The following is a 17,654-nucleotide window of genomic DNA, read 5'->3' as shown; positions in this document are numbered from 1 at the left end:
CCTTACGGAAAAGCATCTGCTATTTATAGCGACCTGATTTTTCCCCCAACATGGGGATCGATAGTGCGTGTTAAGGAGAAGCAACATGCAAGAAGGGCAAAACCGTAAAACATCGTCCCTGAGTATTCTCGCCATCGCTGGGGTGGAGCCGTACCAGGAGAAGCCGGGCGAAGAGTATATGAACGAAGCCCAGCTGTCGCACTTCAAGCGTATTCTTGAAGCATGGCGTAATCAACTTAGGGATGAAGTCGATCGCACCGTTACACATATGCAGGATGAAGCTGCCAACTTCCCGGACCCGGTTGACCGTGCCGCTCAGGAAGAAGAGTTCAGCCTCGAACTGCGTAACCGTGACCGCGAGCGCAAACTGATCAAAAAGATCGAAAAAACGCTGAAAAAAGTGGAAGACGAAGATTTCGGCTACTGCGAATCCTGCGGTGTTGAGATCGGCATTCGTCGCCTGGAAGCGCGTCCAACCGCCGACCTGTGCATCGACTGTAAAACGCTGGCAGAAATCCGCGAAAAACAGATGGCTGGCTAATTCCGGCACGCTAAACATACTGCAAAGGCGGGAGTCTCTCCCGCCTTGTTAATTGATATGTCTGAATCTGATTATATTGGGCGCTTTGCGCCATCCCCTTCCGGTGAACTCCACTTCGGCTCATTAATTGCCGCGCTCGGCAGCTACCTGCAGGCCCGCGCCCGTCAGGGTAAATGGCTCGTTCGCATTGAAGATATCGATCCTCCCCGTGAAGTTCCCGGTGCGGCAGACACCATTCTGCGTCAGCTGGAACATTACGGCCTGAGCTGGGACGAAGAGGTTCTCTGGCAGTCGCAGCGGCACGACGCCTACCGTGAGCGCCTGGCCTGGCTCAGCGAGCAAGGGCTTTCCTACAACTGCACCTGCACCCGCGCGCGCATTCAGAGCGTGGGAGGCGTTTATGACGGCCACTGCCGCTCGCTGAATAACGGCCCGGAAAATGCCGCCGTGCGCCTGCGCCAGCACGCGCCCGTCACGCGCTTTACCGATCTGCTCTCCGGTGAAATCTGCGCGGATGAGCGTCTGGCGCGTGAAGATTTCATCATCCACCGGCGCGACGGCCTGTTTGCCTATAACCTGGCCGTCGTGGTGGACGACCATTTCCAGGGCGTGACGGAAATCGTGCGCGGGGCCGACCTGGTGGAACCTACCGTACGGCAAATTTCGCTCTATCAGCAGTTTGGCTGGCGCGCGCCGGACTACATTCATCTGCCGCTGGCGGTGAATGAGCAAGGCGCAAAGCTGTCGAAGCAAAACCACGCTCCGGCCCTGCCCGGCGGCGATCCGCGCCCCGTTTTAATCGACGCGCTGCGGTTTCTCAACCAGAATGTCATCATCGGCTGGCAGGATCTGACTCTTGACGAACTGCTGAAATTGGCCGTGTCCGGCTGGACGCTTAACGCCGTGCCGAAAATCCAGCATTCTCAAACGCGTCGCGCTGAGCTATGATTAGCCGCTTTTTTCATAACAAAACACACTACGAGGTGTACCATTTTTACCCGAGTCGCTAATTTTTGCCGTAAAGTGCTGAGCCGCGAAGAGAGCATGGCGAATGACGCTATTGCGCAAAACCGCATGTCGGTTGTTCCCCGTGAGCAGCACACCATTTCCCGCAAAGATATCAGTGAAAATGCCCTCAAGGTGCTCTACCGTCTGAATAAAGCGGGCTATGAGGCTTATCTTGTCGGCGGCGGGGTGCGTGATTTACTGCTGGGCAAAAAGCCAAAAGATTTCGACGTGACGACCAGCGCCACGCCTGAGCAGGTGCGCAAACTATTCCGCAACTGCCGTCTGGTTGGCCGCCGCTTCCGCCTGGCTCACGTCATGTTTGGCCCCGAAATTATTGAAGTCGCCACCTTCCGCGGCCATCACGAGGCGGGTGCGAGCGATCGCACGACGTCGCAGCGCGGCCAGAACGGCATGCTGCTGCGCGACAACATCTTCGGCTCAATCGAAGAAGATGCCCAGCGTCGTGATTTCACCATCAACAGCCTTTACTATAGCGTGGCGGACTTTACCGTTCGCGACTACGTTGGCGGTATGCAGGATCTGCAGGAAGGCCTGATTCGCCTGATCGGCACGCCTGAGACGCGCTATCGCGAAGATCCGGTTCGCATGCTGCGCGCCGTGCGCTTTGCGGCCAAGCTGAATATGCGCATTAGCCCGGAAACCGGGGAGCCGATTCCGCGTCTGGCGACGCTCATCAACGACGTGCCTCCCGCGCGCCTGTTCGAAGAGGCGCTGAAGCTGCTGCAGGCCGGCCATGGCTTTGAAACCTACAAGCTGCTGCGTGAATACAGCCTGTTCCAGCCGCTGTTCCCGACGATTACCCGCAACTTCACCGAAAACGGCGACAGCCCGATGGAGCGCATGATTGCGCAGGTGCTGAAGAACACCGACACCCGCATTCAGAACGACATGCGCGTGAACCCGGCGTTCCTGTTTGCGGCGATGTTCTGGTATCCGCTGCTCGAAACCGCGCAGCGCATCGCGCAGGAGAGCGGGCTGGCCTACTACGACGCCTTCTCGCTGGCGACCAACGACGTGCTGGACGAAGCGTGCCGCACGCTGGCGATCCCGAAACGCATCACCACGCTGGTGCGCGATATCTGGCAGCTTCAGCTGCGCATGTCGCGTCGTCAGGGCAAGCGCGCCTGGAAGCTGATGGAGCATCCTAAGTTCCGCGCCGCCTTCGACCTGCTGGCGCTGCGGGCCGAGATTGAAAAAAATCAGGAGCTGCAGCGTCTGGCGCAGTGGTGGGGAGAGTTTCAGGTCTCCGCTCCGCCCGAGCAGAAAGATATGCTGACCAACCTCGACGACGAGCCGGAACCGCGCCGCCGTCATCGCCGTCCGCGCAAGCGCGCGCCGCGCCGCGAAGGGTCTGCATGACCCTCGCGTATATCGCCCTCGGCAGCAACTTAGCCTCTCCGCTGGAGCAGGTTAATGCTGCCGTAAACGCGATCGGCGAGATCCCGCAAAGCCGGATCGTTGCCGTCTCGTCGTTTTACCGCACGCCGCCGCTCGGCCCGCAGGATCAGCCTGACTACCTCAACGCCGCCGTGGCGCTGGAAACGGAGCTGGATGCCGACACGCTGCTGGACAATACCCAGCGCATCGAGCTGCAGCAGGGCCGCGTGCGTAAAGCCGAACGCTGGGGGCCGCGCACGCTGGACCTCGACATCATGCTGTTTGGCAACCACGTGATAAACACCGCGCGCCTGACGGTTCCGCATTACGACATGAAAAACCGCGGGTTTATGCTCTGGCCGCTGTTTGAAATCGCGCCCGCCCTCATCTTCCCTGACGGGATCTCCCTGCAGGCCGTTCTCGACGGTCTCGGCGCGGAAAAACCCGCCCGCTGGTAATCCTGCCCCTCACCGATTCACCCTGAAATATTTGCAGGTAATCGGTTACCTAAAATCATTGTTCCCCCGAATGTTACTGTTAGAATGCGCAAAGATTCGCTTTGGGCTATCAGGAAACAGTATGAAACCAACCACCATCTCCTTACTGCAGAAATGCAAACAGGAAAAAAAACGTTTCGCCACCATCACCGCCTATGACTACAGCTTCGCCAAACTGTTTGCCGAAGAGGGTATTAACGTGATGCTGGTCGGGGATTCGTTAGGGATGACGGTACAAGGACATGATTCCACCCTCCCCGTCACCGTTGAAGACATCGCCTACCACACCCGCGCCGTCCGTCGCGGTGCGCCGAACTGCCTGCTGCTGTCCGACCTGCCGTTTATGGCCTACGCCACCCCCGAGCAGGCGTTTGAGAACGCCGCCGCGGTGATGCGCGCCGGGGCCAACATGGTCAAAATCGAAGGCGGGGCCTGGCTTGTCGATACGGTGAAAATGCTCACCGACCGCGCCGTGCCGGTGTGCGGGCACCTGGGCCTGACGCCGCAGTCGGTGAACATCTTTGGCGGCTACAAGGTGCAGGGCCGCGGCGACGCGGCGCAGACGCTGTTTGACGACGCCCTGGCGCTGGAAGCCGCTGGCGCGCAGCTGCTGGTGCTGGAGTGCGTGCCCGTCGCGCTGGCGAAGCGCATTACCGACGCGCTCTCCATTCCGGTCATCGGCATTGGCGCGGGCAACGTCACCGACGGGCAGATCCTGGTGATGCACGACGCGTTCGGCATTACCGGCGGGCATATCCCGAAATTTGCCAAAAATTTCCTGGCGCAAGCAGGCGACATGCGCGCCGCGGTGCGGCAGTATATTGCCGAGGTTGAGTCCGGGGCCTATCCGGGCGAAGAACACAGTTTCCATTAAGGAGTCTTGTTGTGCTAATCATTGAAACCCTGCCGCTGCTGCGCCAGCACATCCGCCGGGCGCGTCAGGAAGGTAAACGCATCGCGCTGGTCCCTACCATGGGCAATCTGCACGACGGCCACATGAAGCTTGTCGACGAAGCGCGCGCGCGTGCCGACATCGTGGTGGTCAGCATCTTCGTTAACCCGATGCAGTTTGACCGCGCTGACGACCTGGCCCGCTACCCGCGCACGCTGCAGGAAGATTGTGAAAAGCTGAAAAAGCGCCACGCGGACATCGTCTTCGCCCCCGCACCGGCGGACGTTTACCCGCAGGGCACCGACGAGGCAACCTACGTGGACGTGCCGGGGATTTCAACCATGCTGGAGGGCGCGAGCCGTCCGGGGCACTTCCGCGGCGTATCCACCATCGTCAGCAAGCTGTTCAACCTGGTGCAGCCGGACATCGCCTGCTTCGGCGAGAAAGATTTCCAGCAGTTGGCGCTGATCCGCAAGATGGTGGCCGACATGGGCTATGACATCGAGATCGTCGGCGTACCGATCGTGCGCGCGAAGGACGGCCTGGCGCTGAGCTCGCGCAACGGCTATCTGACGGCGGACCAACGCAAGCTTGCGCCGGGCCTGAGTAAGGTCATGAACACCATGGCGGAGCAGCTTCTGGCAAAAGCGCTGGCGGCAGAAGAGATTATCGCTCTCGCCGAACAGGCGCTGAACGAGAAAGGCTTCCGCGCCGACGATATTCAGATCCGCGATGCCGACACGCTGCTCGAACTGACGGAAACCAGCAGGCGCGCGGTGATCCTCGTCGCGGCATGGCTGGGCCAGGCGCGTCTTATCGACAATAAAGTGGTTGAGCTGGCGTAACGCTGTCACCCTCCCCTCTTGTGAGAGGGGTTAACGTATGATGAAAGGTAAACGTAATGATTCGCAAAATGCTGCAAGGTAAGCTTCACCGGGTAAAAGTGACTCAGGCAGACCTGCACTATGAAGGCTCCTGCGCGATCGACCAGGATTTTCTCGACGCGGCGGGCATTCTGGAAAACGAAGCGATTGATATCTGGAACGTGAACAACGGCAAACGCTTCTCCACCTACGCGATTGCCGCCGAGCGCGGATCGAAAATCATCTCCGTCAACGGTGCCGCCGCGCACTGCGCCGACGTAGGCGATATCGTCATCATCGCCAGCTTCGTGATGATGTCTGATGAAGAGGCGCGCCGCTGGCAGCCAAAAGTGGCCTACTTCGAAGGCGACAACGAGATGAAACGTACCGCGAAGGCGATTCCGGTTCAGGTTGCCTGAGCATTACCCCTGCGGCTGGTTGCTGATCAGCCGCGACATCGTCTCCAGCGAATCCGTTCTGAGAATATACAGACGCTTCAGTAAGAACGGATTATCCCCCGGCTTTACCTTCCCTTTTACCGTGGTCACCGCCAGGTGGAAACCCGCGTCATTCGCCGCTTTTATCGCCTTATTGTCGTAGCCGCCAAACGGATAGGAAAGATAGAGCACGCGCGGGTTGAACTGCCCCAGCGCCCGGCGCGAACGCTCAAAATCAAACAGGATCACGTGCTCGCTGCGGCTCAGTAAAATCGGGTGCCGGTAGGCGTCAACGCGGTGCAGAAAGTGCGTATGGGACTGAATGTCGAAGACGTCCTGAATGCCCTTAATTTCCTGTACGCTCATAAACTGCAGCGACTTCGGATCCCACTTCTGAGGACGCCCCTTAATGCGCGACGAAATGATGAACGCCGTGGCGTTAAAGCCATACTCTTTGAGGATCGGATAGGCGTAGCGGCTTACCGACTTCAGCCCGTCGTCGAAGGTGATGACGACGGACCTCGCGGGCAGGTTAACTTTGTTACGCACGTATCCTTCCAGCTGGTACATCGTCAGCGTGGCATAGCCCCGATCGCGCAGCCAGGTCATCTGGTTGCTGAACGCGCGCACGCTGGTGGTGGTAGAGGTGTGTCGGAAGCGGGTGTTTTCTTCATCGCGCAGAATGTGGTGATAGGTCAGCACCGGGATGCCGCTGTCTTCCTGCGCGTCCAGGCTGCTTATCCACGCCAGGCGGTTGCCGATGCGGATCTGAAACCAGGTCTGGTTAAGCCTGTCCTTGAGCTTGTTCAGAATGGGGTAACGCAGGTTTTCGCTGAGCGTGCCGAACGGCGCGCTGCCGCTGCTCGGCGCGTTATACACCGGCGTGTCTTTCCAGGTGATCAGGTTCTGGTTGCTGAGCGGCTTATTTAAATCGCCCAGGCTGTCCGCAACCCGCTGTTTCCCCTGAACCGGCTCCAGATGGCCTTTGTCGATAAAGCCCGTGCCGAAGCCGAAGCGAAATTCGTAGTAGTCCGCCGCCGCGGGAACCACCGCCAGGATCTGCCCTGCCCGCACGTTCCCCACGTTAATGACGTCGTTGCCCACCTGCGCCCATATCGCCGCGTCTTCGGTGGTTTGCATATACTGCGCGGGCAGCCTTTGCTGACTTAACAAGCTGGCAGAACAGATGCCGGAAAAGAAAATAAACAGCAGGAGAGTGAAGCGCGTAAACATGGAATTATTATCGATGCGAGTAAACTGACGCCATTGTAACAAAAGCGCCATCAATACCAACGTCTAATTCTTATACAGGTCGTGAAGCAGGACGAACGGCGGATTTTTCTGCTGCTGGTGCCAGAGGCTGCTGACGCCCGCCCCGCCCTGCGCGACAATGGCGTTACGGAACTCGGCGCTGGTTAATCGCTCGCGCAGCGGATACATTTTCTCAAGCAATGAAAGGCTGATTCCGGAGACAACCTCGCAGCTGTCGTGCTTGTGGCTCATTAACGCCGCCGAGCGGTACGGCGCGGCGCCCGTTTTATCGGTGAGGAAAATGACGCCGTCCCCGGAGTCGGTTTCGTGCAGGGCATCGCACATCATGCGGCTCAGCATGTTGGTGCTTAACCCGCGCCAGTAATTCACCGCGCGGCATTGCGCCAGCGGGCCAAATTTGGCCTCAAGCGCGATCAACATTTCCTGTGCGTCTTCATCGTGGCAGGTGATCACCCATCCCAGCATAACTCTCTCCTTAGCAGGCAAGTAGTTTAGCGGAGTGAAGGTTAGTTTACGGTGATAACTGTCAAAGAAAAGCGCCCGGCAGGCAATCTGCCGGGCGGGAGGCTAGCTGCGCAGGCCGCGGCCGCGCTGGATCAGATACCAGCAGAGCACATAGAAGGCGATGATAAAGATCGCCAGCACCGCGACCGTGGTGAACAGCGGCACGTCGGTAATGCCGAGGAAGCCGAAGCGGAAGCCGCTGATCATGTAGACGATCGGGTTCAGGTGCGACAGCGCCTGCCAGAACGGCGGCAGCAGCGTCAGCGAATAGAACACCCCGCCGAGGTAGGTCAGCGGCGTCAGCACGAAGGTCGGGATCAGGCTGATGTCGTCGAACGTTTTCGCAAATACGGCGTTCAGCAGGCCGGCCAGCGAGAACAGGATCGCCGTCAGCACCAGCGTCAGCGCCACGAAGAGCCACGAATGCACCTGGAACGGCACGAAGAACAGCGAAATCGCCGTAACCAGAACGCCGACGCACAGGCCGCGGGCCACGCCGCCGCCCACGTAACCGGCGATGATCACGTGCGTGGGGACCGGCGCCACCAGCAGCTCTTCAATATTGCGCTGGAATTTGGCGCTGAAGAACGACGATGCCACGTTGGCGTAGGCGTTGGTGATCACCGCCATCATGATCAGGCCCGGGACGATAAACTGCATATAGGTGAAGCCGTGCATCTCGCCAATGCGCGAGCCGATCAGGTTGCCGAAAATAATGAAGTACAGCGTCATGGTAATGACGGGCGGCACCAGAGTTTGGATCCAGATGCGCATAAAGCGGTTAATTTCTTTCGCCCAGATGCTTTTCAACGCGACCCAGTAAAGATGCGTCATGCCTTGTCTCCTTGTTTATCCTGTACCAGAGAGACAAACAGCTCTTCCAGTCGGTTCGCTTTGTTACGCATGCTCAACACCTGAATGCCCTGGGCGCTCAGCTGGGAAAACACGCTGTTAATGCCCTGCTCGCGCAGCACCTCGACTTCCAGCGTTGAGGTATCCACCAGGCGATACTGATACCCTTCCAGCTTCGGCAGCGGGCTTTTCGCCGCCAGATCGAGAATAAAGGTTTCGGATTTCAGCTTGGAGAGCAGCGCTTTCATCGAGGTGTTTTCCACCAGCTCGCCGTGCTGAATAATCCCGATGTTGCGGCAGAGCATTTCCGCCTCTTCCAGATAGTGGGTGGTGAGGATGATGGTGGTGCCTTTGTCGTTGAGATCCTTCAGGAAGCCCCACATGGAGCGGCGCAGCTCGATGTCGACCCCGGCGGTTGGTTCATCAAGGATCAGCAGCTTAGGCTCATGCATCAGCGCGCGGGCGATCATCAGGCGGCGCTTCATCCCGCCGGAGAGCATCCGCGCGCGCTCGTTGCGTTTTTCCCACAGGTCGAGCTGCTTCAGGTACTTTTCGCTGCGCGCAACCGCGTCTTTGTGCTCAACGCCGTAGTAGCCCGCCTGCTGAACGACGATTTGCTGCACCGTCTCGAACGGGTTGAAGTTGAACTCCTGCGGCACGAGCCCTAGCTGGCGCTTGGCGTTCACCACGTCTTTCTGCAGGTCGTAACCAAACACGCTCACCCGGCCAGAGGTCTTGTTCACCAGCGAGCTGATAATCCCGATCGTCGTGGATTTACCGGCCCCGTTCGGCCCCAGAAGCGCATAAAAGTCGCCGGCCTCTACTTTTAGGTCTATTCCGCGCAGCGCCTGAACGCCGCCCGGATAGGTTTTTTTTAGCTGCTCAAGCTCTAGTGCAATCGCCATGAATTAAACTTACCTATAGTTCTGACACACGTTGTGTGGTTTCATTAAAAGTCGAGTTACCCTATATTAGCGCAACGCTATCACTCGGTTACAGGCCGTTAACCTCCATGAACGACATAGATACACTCATCAGCAACAATGCACTATGGTCAAAGATGCTGGTAGAAGAAGATCCCGGTTTTTTTGAAAAATTGTCGCAGGTGCAAAAGCCACGCTTTCTGTGGATTGGATGTTCGGACAGTCGAGTACCGGCCGAGCGCTTAACCGGACTGGAGCCGGGCGAGCTGTTTGTTCATCGTAACGTGGCTAACCTGGTGATCCATACCGATCTCAACTGCCTGTCGGTGGTACAGTATGCCGTTGATGTGCTGGAAGTTGAACACATAATCATTTGCGGCCACTACGGCTGCGGCGGCGTGCAGGCGGCGGTGGAAAATCCGGAGCTGGGGCTGATTGACAACTGGCTGCTGCACATTCGCGATATCTGGTTTCAACATAGCTCACTGCTGGGCGAAATGCCGCAGGAGCGTCGCCTCGATACCCTGTGCGAGCTAAACGTGATGGAGCAGGTGTATAACCTCGGGCATTCCACCATCATGCAGTCGGCGTGGAAGCGCGGGCAAAAAGTGTCGGTTCACGGCTGGGCCTACGGCATCCACGACGGCCTGCTGCGCGATCTGGACGTCACCGCCACCAACCGCGAAACGCTGGAGCAGCGCTACCGTTCCGGGATTGCCAACCTCAAGCTTAAGCACACTAACCATAAATAACCAGCCGTAAAAAAGCCGGGGATTTTCTCCCTCTCCCTGTGGGAGAGGGCTGGGGTGAGGGCATCAGGCCGCACCCACTCAATTACTCGTCCAACAATACCACTTTCCCCACGTACGGCAGATGGCGATAGCGCTGCGCGTAGTCAATGCCGTAACCCACCACGAACTCGTCCGGGATGGAGAAGCCAACATACTCCACGGGCACCTGCACTTCGCGGCGCTCGGGTTTATCCAGCAGCGTACAGATGGCGAGGGATTTCGGCTCGCGCAGGCTCAGGATCTCGCGCACCTTAGACAGCGTGTTGCCGGAGTCGATGATGTCCTCAACGATCAACACATCTTTGCCACGAATATCTTCGTCCAGGTCTTTCAGGATTTTCACATCACGGGTTGTGGACATGCCGCTGCCGTAGCTGGAGGCGGTCATAAAATCGACCTCGTGAGGCACCTGCACTTCACGGCACAGGTCCGCCATGAACATGAAAGAGCCGCGCAGCAGACCCACCAGCACCATTTCGCTGCCGCTGTCCTTGTAATGTTCGGTGATTTGACGACCCAGTTCGGCGATACGCGCTTTGATCTCGGCTTCCGGGATCATCACTTCAACAGTATGTTTCATATTACTAACCATATGATTTTAAAGAAAATCCATCAATGCAGATGACTGTGCATCCAGCATCAATTCGCAAGCGGGCCATTATAACAGCAAATGGATAAGCCTGGCGTATGAGTTATAAAAAGCAAATATTGTGATTCCGATCACACTTGTTAATACCTATAATTAATTGCTAGCAAATAATTAACAAAACTGACGAGTACACTTTCTATGGCTGAATCAAAAACTAAGCAGCCGCGTCTACTGGTGAACTTAACAGCGCTCTTTGCCGCTCTCTGCGGCTTATACCTGTTAATCGGTGGCGTATGGCTGGTCGCAATTGGCGGCTCCTGGTACTACCCGATCGCGGGTCTGCTTATGCTCGGCGTAACCGTCCTGCTCTGGCGTAGCAAACAATCTGCGCTGTGGCTTTACGCTGCGCTGCTCCTCGCAACCATGATTTGGGGCGTCTGGGAGGTCGGTTTCGACTTCTGGGCACTGACGCCGCGCAGTGACATTCTGGTCTTCTTTGGCATCTGGCTTATTCTGCCGTTCGTCTGGCGTCGCCTGCTCGTGCCTTCAAGCGGTGCGGTCGCCGGCCTGGTCGTTGCCCTGCTGATTAGCGGCGGCATCCTGACCTGGGCCGGGTTTAACGACCCGCAGGAGATCAGCGGCACGCTGAACGCAGAATCCACGCCTGCTGCGGCTATCTCGCAGGTTGCCGACGGCGACTGGCCTGCGTATGGTCGTAATCAGGAAGGCCAACGCTACTCCCCGCTGAAGCAGATCAACGCGGATAACGTGAAAAACCTGAAGGAAGCCTGGGTGTTCCGCACCGGCGACCTGAAGATGCCGAACGATCCGGGCGAGCTGACCAACGAAGTGACGCCGATTAAGGTCGGCAACATGCTTTATCTGTGCACCGCGCACCAGCGCCTGTTTGCGCTCGACGCGGCGACCGGTAAAGAGAAGTGGCACTTCGATCCGCAACTGAACTCGAATCCGTCGTTCCAGCACGTGACCTGCCGCGGCGTCTCTTACCACGAAGCGCGCGCGGATAACGCCAGCCCTGAAGTGGTTGCCGACTGTCCGCGCCGCATCATGCTGCCGGTGAACGATGGCCGCCTGTTCGCCATCAACGCCGAGACGGGCAAGCTGTGCGAAACCTTCGCCAACAAAGGCATCCTGAACCTGCAGACCAACATGCCGGACACCACGCCGGGTCTGTATGAGCCAACCTCTCCGCCAATCATCACCGATAAAACAATCGTGATTGCCGGTTCGGTGACGGATAACTTCTCCACCCGCGAAACCTCGGGCGTGATCCGCGGCTTCGACGTGAACACCGGTAAGCTGCTGTGGGCCTTCGATCCGGGCGCGAAAGATCCAAACGCCATTCCGTCGGATGAACACACCTTTACCTTCAACTCGCCGAACTCCTGGGCACCTGCCGCGTATGACGCGAAGCTGGACCTGGTCTACCTGCCGATGGGCGTTACCACGCCGGATATCTGGGGCGGTAACCGCACGCCGGAGCAGGAGCGCTACGCGAGCGCGATCGTGGCGCTGAACGCGACCACCGGCAAGCTGGCGTGGAGCTATCAGACCGTTCACCACGATCTGTGGGATATGGACATGCCGTCCCAGCCAACGCTGGCGGACATTACCGTTAACGGCAAAACCGTACCGGTGATTTACGCTCCGGCCAAGACCGGCAACATCTTCGTGCTGGATCGCAGCAACGGCAAGCTGGTTGTGCCGGCACCGGAAAAACCGGTTCCGCAGGGTGCGGCGAAAGGCGATTACGTCAGCAAAACCCAGCCGTTCTCCGATCTGAGCTTCCGTCCGAAGAAAGACCTGAGCGGTGCAGACATGTGGGGCGCCACGATGTTTGACCAGCTGGTGTGTCGCGTGATGTTCCATCAGCTGCGCTATGAAGGCATCTTCACCCCGCCGTCCGAGCAGGGCACGCTGGTCTTCCCGGGTAACCTGGGGATGTTCGAGTGGGGCGGGATCTCCGTTGACCCGAACCGTCAGGTTGCGATTGCCAACCCAATGGCGCTGCCGTTCGTTTCCCGCCTGATCCCACGCGGTCCGGGCAACCCGATGGAGCCGCCGAAGGACGCGAAGGGCAGCGGTACCGAAGCCGGTATTCAGCCGCAGTACGGCGTGCCGTATGGCGTGACCCTGAACCCGTTCCTGTCTCCGTTTGGTCTGCCGTGTAAACAGCCTGCCTGGGGTTATATCTCCGGTCTGGATCTGAAAACTAACCAGATCGTGTGGAAAAAACGTATTGGTACGCCACAGGACAGCATGCCGTTCCCGATGCCGGTTCCTGTACCGTTCAATATGGGTATGCCAATGCTGGGCGGCCCAATCTCCACCGCCGGTAACGTGCTGTTCATCGCGGCAACCGCAGATAACTACCTGCGCGCGTACAACATGACCAACGGTGAGAAGCTGTGGCAGGGCCGCCTGCCGGCAGGCGGACAGGCCACGCCGATGACCTATGAAGTGAATGGCAAGCAGTACGTTGTCATCTCTGCGGGCGGTCACGGTTCGTTTGGCACCAAGATGGGCGACTATATCGTCGCGTATGCGCTGCCGGACGAAAACAAGTAACTAAAAAGCCCGGTGGCGCTACGCTTACCGGGCCTACGGGTGCTCTATGTAGGCCGGGTAAGGCGAAGCCGCCACCCGGCTTTTTTTATACGGTGAACCCGAGCATCATCCCCGTATCCTCATGCTCCAGCAGGTGGCAGTGGGCCATATAGGCAAATTCCTTCGGCGCGTCGTGGTCGAACTTCACCAGCACCTCGCTGACGCCGCCCTCAACCCTGACCGTATCCTTCCAGCCCCGGCGATGCGCGGCTGGCGCGCTGCCGTTTTCAGACAGGATGCGGAACTGCGTGCCGTGAATGTGGAACGGGTGCAGCATCATGTCGCCCTCACCTGAAATCACCCAGCGCTCAAACTTGCCTTTTTCGGCGGCAAACATCGGCGTGTTCATGTCAAAGGCCTGGCCGTTGATGGTGTTAGCGTTGCGGAAATCAAATCCGTGGCCGCCATGATTCATGTTTCCCATGCCGCCCATCTTCCCGTGATCCATATTCATATGGCCCATCATCTCGCCGTGATGCATTCCGGCCATCGCCTGATTGCCGTATTTCTTCATCAGCGCCTGCATGCCCATCATGTCGAGCATCGGGTCCATCGCGAGCTGCAGCTTGCGCTGGGTAAGCCCCTCAAGGGAAGGCAGCGCCGGGAGCGTAGCCAGCGTGTCCGGCAGCACGCCGGAGGCGGTGACCTGCAGCGGCTGGATGCGCAGCACCGGATGCGGCTTATCAAACGGCGCAACGGCCATCCCCATCTGGCTCACCGGCAGCGTGACGAGGTCAAACGCCTTGCCGTCGCTGATGTCCACCAGCACCTCAAAACGCTCGCCCATCAGCATCGGCAGCTCGCTCACCTTCACCGGCTCGGGCAGCAGGCCGCCGTCGCTCGCCACCACGTACAGCGGGCGCCTGTCGCTGGCGGCAAAATTCAGCGAGCGGGCGTTACAGCCGTTAAGCAGGCGCAGGCGCAGCCAGCCCTTCGGCGCGGCGTGCTGCGGGTAGATCGCGCCGTTAGCCAGCAGCGTATCGCCAAACCAGCCGACCGCCGCGCTCATGACGTCCAGCTGGTAGTCAATCTGTCCGTCCGGGGTGAACTTCTTGTCCTGCACGATAACCGGCACGTCGTCGATGCCCCACTGTTTCGGCAGACGGAGCAGGCGGCTCTCGTCATCCTCAATCAGCACCAGACCGGCCAGCCCCATCGCCACCTGATGGCCCGTTTTGCCGTGCTGATGCGGGTGGAACCAGCAGGTTGCCGCGCGCTGGTCCGGGGTAAAGGTGACGGTACGCTTGCCGCCGGGCTTAATGATGCCGTGCGGGCCGCCGTCCACCTCTCCCGGCACTTCCAGACCGTGCCAGTGCAGCGTAGTCTCTTCAGCAAGGGTATTGTGAATATCAACGGTGACCGCCTTCCCCTTGCGCAGCTGAAGCGCCGGGCCGAGCAGATTACCGTTGTAGCCCCACGTTGCGGCAGTATGTTCAGCAAAGGCGGTTTTCCCCGCCTGGACGACAAGCTGGATCCGCCCGCGCGCGTCGGCGGTCAGCAGGTCGGGGATCGGCAGGCTGGGCCTGTCAGCCGCAAACGCGGCGCGGCTCCACAGCGGTAGCGCGCTGGCGACACCCAGCGCGACGGAATACTTTAAAAAATCACGACGTTGCATGTTCATTTCCTTATTTCCAGCAGGCGATATTTTGAGCATAAACCCTACCCTTACGGGAAGGTCAAGCAAAGCCGTAATAATAAAGATCGCCGCCCATATGCCTGGTGTGCTAACGTTAATTTTCCGTGACGCAGTGGTATAAGCAATGAAGACGTTTTTCAGAACAATTTTGTTCGGAAGCCTGATGGCAATGTGTGCGAACAGCTATGCGCTGAGTGAAAATGAAGCAGAAGACATGGCCGATCTGACGGCTGTATTTGTTTTTCTGAAAAACGACTGCGGCTACCAAAATCTCCCCAACGGGCAGATCCGCCGCGCGCTGGTCTTTTTTGCCCAGCAGAACCAGTGGGATCTGAGCAACTACGACAGCTTTGACATGAAGTCGCTGGGAGAAGACAGCTACCGCGACTTAAGCGGGATCGGCATTCCTACCGCCAAAAAATGCAAAGCGCTGGCGCGCGACTCGCTCAGCCTGCTCGCCTACGTGAAGTAACCCTCCCCCCTGCGCCCCTGTTGATGCTATAGCCGTGCAAGCACGGTTATAGTTCGTTATGATGTTACGCCTGTTTTACCGGGCTGTAACGGATGTTAACGAAGGAGGCGTCAGCCAATGAGCGATAAAAAAACGTGGCATGAAACGCTGCATGACCAGTTTGGCCAGTACTTTGCCGTTGATAACGTGCTGTACCACGAGAAGACCGATCACCAGGATCTGATTATCTTCGAGAACGCGGCCTTCGGGCGCGTCATGGCGCTGGACGGCGTGGTGCAAACCACCGAGCGCGATGAATTTATCTACCACGAGATGATGACCCACGTGCCGCTGCTCGCCCACGGCCACGCGAAGCGCGTGCTGATTATCGGCGGCGGCGACGGCGCGATGCTGCGCGAAGTGTCTCGTCACCGCGCCGTCGAATCCATCACCATGGTGGAAATCGACGCGGGCGTTGTGTCGTTCTGCCGCCAGTATCTGCCTAACCATAACGCGGGCAGCTACGACGATCCGCGCTTTAATCTGGTTATCGACGACGGCGTCAATTTTGTTAACCAGACGACGCAAACGTTTGACGTGATTATCTCCGACTGTACCGATCCTGTCGGCCCTGGCGCATCGCTGTTTACCTCATCGTTCTACGAAGGGTGCAAGCGCTGCCTGAACCCGGGCGGCATCTTTGTCGCGCAAAACGGCGTGTGCTTCCTGCAGCAGGATGAGGCGCTCGACAGCCACCGCAAACTCAGCACCTATTTTGGCGACGTCAGCTTCTACCAGGCGGCCATTCCGACCTATTACGGCGGGATCATGACCTTTGCCTGGGCGACGGACAACGAGGCGCTGCGCCACCTTTCCACCGAAATCATTCAGGCCCGCTTCCACCAGTCCGGCCTCGCGTGCCGCTACTACAACCCTGCAATCCATACCGCCGCGTTTGCCTTACCGCAGTATCTGCAAGACGCGCTGTCCTCTAAGGGGGTGAACTAATTGAAAAAGCTTAAACTGCATGGCTTTAACAACCTGACCAAAAGCCTGAGTTTTTGTATTTACGATATCTGCTACGTTAAAACCGCAGAAGAGCGCGATGGCTACATCGCCTATATCGATGAACTCTACAACGCCAACCGTCTGACCGAGATCCTGTCAGAAACCTGCTCCATTATCGGCGCGAATATCCTGAACATTGCGCGTCAGGACTACGAGCCGCAGGGCGCAAGCGTGACCATCCTGGTGAGCGAAGAGCCCGTCGATCCGACGCTTATCGACAAGACCGAGCACCCGGGCCCGCTGCCGGACGCGGTGGTAGCCCATCTCGATAAAAGCCATATCTGCGTGCATACCTATCCTGAAAGCCACCCGGAAGCCGGCCTGTGCACCTTCCGCGCGGATATTGAAGTGTCGACCTGCGGGGTGATTTCACCGCTAAATGCGCTGAACTACCTTATCCACCAGCTGGAGTCCGACATTGTCACCGTTGACTATCGCGTGCGCGGTTTTACCCGTGATATCAACGGTATGAAGCATTTCATTGATCATGAGATCAACTCCATCCAGAACTTTATGTCAGAGGATATGAAGTCGCTGTACGACATGATGGACGTGAACGTGTATCAGGAAAATATCTTCCACACCAAGATGCTGCTGAAAGAGTTCGATCTGAAGCACTACATGTTCCACACCAGGCCGGAAGACCTGAGCGAAGAAGAGCGCAGGGCGATTACCAGCCTGCTCTGGAAAGAGATGCGCGAAATCTACTACGGCCGCAATATTCCGGCCGTGTAAAGCGCGCGGGAGCAGGGAAGCTCCGGCAGGTTACTTCTGTTTCATGAAGTCGCGGTAGGCGTTTACCACCTGTAAGAAGTCCTCAACGCCGCACAGCGACAGGCTTTCTTCGTCGTAGTAGCTCATCCCCTCTTCCATTTCGTCCCCTGAAAACTCAAGCTGGTTGGCGCGCACCATCACCTCTTCGCCGTCCATCCACAGGGTGTATTCGTGTCCGGCGCGCTGCCAGGAGCGCTCGCTGCCCTTCACCGTCCGCGCCGCCTGCTCTACTTCATCCAGCAGGGCGAGGTTCTCTTTCACCTCTTCGTTAAACCAGTGCCCAACGGCTTCGTGGCCCATCGACATACGCACCTTCACCACGCCGGTGATGTCGCGCAGAAATTCGTAATCCATAGTATTTTCCTCTGCAAAGCCAATAGGGTAATTATCGCAGCAGAGAGGAAGAAAAAAAGCGTGTGGGGTGGGAGGAATGAAAATAAAAAAATACCCCTCACCCTAACCCTCTCCCCAAAGGGGAGAGGGAATATAACCCCCCTCGCCCCTTTGGGGAGAGGGGTTGGGGGTGAGGG

At 58.1% G+C, this 17,654-nt stretch carries 19 protein-coding genes; 12 read left to right on the top strand and 7 right to left on the bottom strand.

The features are described from left to right. Nucleotides 1-85 precede the first annotated feature (85 nt). The 7 genes from dksA (at nt 86) to panD (ending at nt 5,618) form a co-directional block, all read left to right on the top strand. Nucleotides 86-541: an RNA polymerase-binding protein DksA gene (dksA, locus tag AB8804_RS21045; protein WP_001155232.1), complete on the top strand. Its 456-nt coding sequence runs from the start codon at nt 86-88 to the stop codon at nt 539-541. A gap of 57 nt (nt 542-598) precedes the next feature. Continuing rightward, the gene (gluQRS, locus tag AB8804_RS21040) at nt 599-1,489 is read left to right on the top strand and encodes a tRNA glutamyl-Q(34) synthetase GluQRS (protein WP_371189877.1); all 891 of its coding nucleotides are present in this window, start codon (nt 599-601) and stop codon (nt 1,487-1,489) included. Nucleotides 1,490-1,531: 42 nt separating this feature from the next. Continuing rightward, nucleotides 1,532-2,929: a polynucleotide adenylyltransferase PcnB gene (gene pcnB, locus AB8804_RS21035; RefSeq protein ID WP_371189905.1), complete on the top strand. Its 1,398-nt coding sequence runs from the start codon at nt 1,532-1,534 to the stop codon at nt 2,927-2,929. Continuing rightward, nucleotides 2,926-3,405: a 2-amino-4-hydroxy-6-hydroxymethyldihydropteridine diphosphokinase gene (folK, locus tag AB8804_RS21030; protein ID WP_371189876.1), complete on the top strand. Its 480-nt coding sequence runs from the start codon at nt 2,926-2,928 to the stop codon at nt 3,403-3,405. Before pcnB ends, folK begins: the two co-directional genes overlap by 4 nt. A 121-nt stretch (nt 3,406-3,526) precedes the next feature. Beyond that, the gene (gene panB, locus AB8804_RS21025; protein WP_371189875.1) at nt 3,527-4,318 is read left to right on the top strand and encodes a 3-methyl-2-oxobutanoate hydroxymethyltransferase; all 792 of its coding nucleotides are present in this window, start codon (nt 3,527-3,529) and stop codon (nt 4,316-4,318) included. A gap of 11 nt (nt 4,319-4,329) precedes the next feature. Then, entirely contained in the window at nt 4,330-5,181 is an 852-nt protein-coding gene (gene panC / locus AB8804_RS21020) for a pantoate--beta-alanine ligase (RefSeq protein ID WP_371189874.1), read from the top strand. Nucleotides 5,182-5,237: 56 nt separating this feature from the next. After that, complete coding sequence (gene panD / locus AB8804_RS21015) at nt 5,238-5,618, top strand: aspartate 1-decarboxylase (protein WP_003856284.1); 381 nt, start codon at nt 5,238-5,240, stop codon at nt 5,616-5,618. 3 nt (nt 5,619-5,621) lie between these two features. Here the strand turns inward: panD and AB8804_RS21010 are convergent, their stop codons facing one another. From AB8804_RS21010 to AB8804_RS20995, 4 genes are all read right to left on the bottom strand, one after another. Next, complete coding sequence (locus AB8804_RS21010) at nt 5,622-6,869, bottom strand: polysaccharide deacetylase family protein (protein ID WP_371189873.1); 1,248 nt, start codon at nt 6,867-6,869, stop codon at nt 5,622-5,624. 63 nt (nt 6,870-6,932) lie between these two features. Beyond that, nucleotides 6,933-7,373 carry a PTS sugar transporter subunit IIA gene (locus AB8804_RS21005; protein WP_371189872.1) on the bottom strand — a complete coding sequence of 147 codons (441 nt, stop codon included), beginning with the start codon at nt 7,371-7,373 and terminating at the stop codon, nt 6,933-6,935. Nucleotides 7,374-7,475: 102 nt separating this feature from the next. Further along, a complete protein-coding gene (locus tag AB8804_RS21000) occupies nt 7,476-8,246 on the bottom strand; it encodes an ABC transporter permease (protein ID WP_371189871.1) in 771 nt (256 codons plus the stop codon). Continuing rightward, nucleotides 8,243-9,169 (bottom strand): ABC transporter ATP-binding protein, encoded by a 927-nt coding sequence (locus tag AB8804_RS20995; protein WP_371189870.1) that lies wholly within the window; start codon nt 9,167-9,169, stop codon nt 8,243-8,245. The genes AB8804_RS21000 and AB8804_RS20995 overlap by 4 nt, the downstream gene beginning before the upstream one ends. Before the next feature lie 107 nt (nt 9,170-9,276). Between AB8804_RS20995 and can the strand changes: the two genes are divergently transcribed. Continuing rightward, complete coding sequence (gene can, locus AB8804_RS20990; protein WP_371189869.1) at nt 9,277-9,939, top strand: carbonate dehydratase; 663 nt, start codon at nt 9,277-9,279, stop codon at nt 9,937-9,939. Between the two features lie 82 nt (nt 9,940-10,021). Here the strand turns inward: can and hpt are convergent, their stop codons facing one another. Further along, nucleotides 10,022-10,558 carry a hypoxanthine phosphoribosyltransferase gene (gene hpt, locus AB8804_RS20985; RefSeq protein ID WP_371189868.1) on the bottom strand — a complete coding sequence of 179 codons (537 nt, stop codon included), beginning with the start codon at nt 10,556-10,558 and terminating at the stop codon, nt 10,022-10,024. A gap of 207 nt (nt 10,559-10,765) precedes the next feature. Here hpt and AB8804_RS20980 point away from each other — a divergent pair, with 207 nt between their 5' ends. Further along, nucleotides 10,766-13,156 (top strand): glucose/quinate/shikimate family membrane-bound PQQ-dependent dehydrogenase, encoded by a 2,391-nt coding sequence (locus AB8804_RS20980; protein WP_371189867.1) that lies wholly within the window; start codon nt 10,766-10,768, stop codon nt 13,154-13,156. An 85-nt stretch (nt 13,157-13,241) separates the two neighbouring features. On the opposite strand, the gene cueO is transcribed toward AB8804_RS20980, so the two are convergent. After that, a complete protein-coding gene (gene cueO, locus AB8804_RS20975) occupies nt 13,242-14,810 on the bottom strand; it encodes a multicopper oxidase CueO (protein WP_371189866.1) in 1,569 nt (522 codons plus the stop codon). A 145-nt stretch (nt 14,811-14,955) separates the two neighbouring features. Here cueO and AB8804_RS20970 point away from each other — a divergent pair, with 145 nt between their 5' ends. From AB8804_RS20970 to speD, 3 genes are all read left to right on the top strand, one after another. Further along, entirely contained in the window at nt 14,956-15,303 is a 348-nt protein-coding gene (locus tag AB8804_RS20970) for a YacC family pilotin-like protein (protein WP_371189865.1), read from the top strand. A 117-nt stretch (nt 15,304-15,420) separates the two neighbouring features. Beyond that, complete coding sequence (gene speE, locus AB8804_RS20965; protein ID WP_371189864.1) at nt 15,421-16,290, top strand: polyamine aminopropyltransferase; 870 nt, start codon at nt 15,421-15,423, stop codon at nt 16,288-16,290. Beyond that, complete coding sequence (gene speD, locus AB8804_RS20960) at nt 16,291-17,085, top strand: adenosylmethionine decarboxylase (protein ID WP_371189863.1); 795 nt, start codon at nt 16,291-16,293, stop codon at nt 17,083-17,085. It abuts the gene before it with no gap. 30 nt (nt 17,086-17,115) lie between these two features. On the opposite strand, the gene yacL is transcribed toward speD, so the two are convergent. Continuing rightward, a complete protein-coding gene (gene yacL, locus AB8804_RS20955; RefSeq protein ID WP_371189861.1) occupies nt 17,116-17,478 on the bottom strand; it encodes a protein YacL in 363 nt (120 codons plus the stop codon). Nucleotides 17,479-17,654 lie beyond the last annotated feature (176 nt).

Source organism: Enterobacter sp. KBR-315C3_2022 (assembly GCF_041399425.1).
Lineage (GTDB): Bacteria > Pseudomonadota > Gammaproteobacteria > Enterobacterales > Enterobacteriaceae > Enterobacter.
The sequence above is the reverse complement of the archived record's forward strand: the minus strand, read 5'-3'. Positions and strand labels throughout refer to the sequence as shown.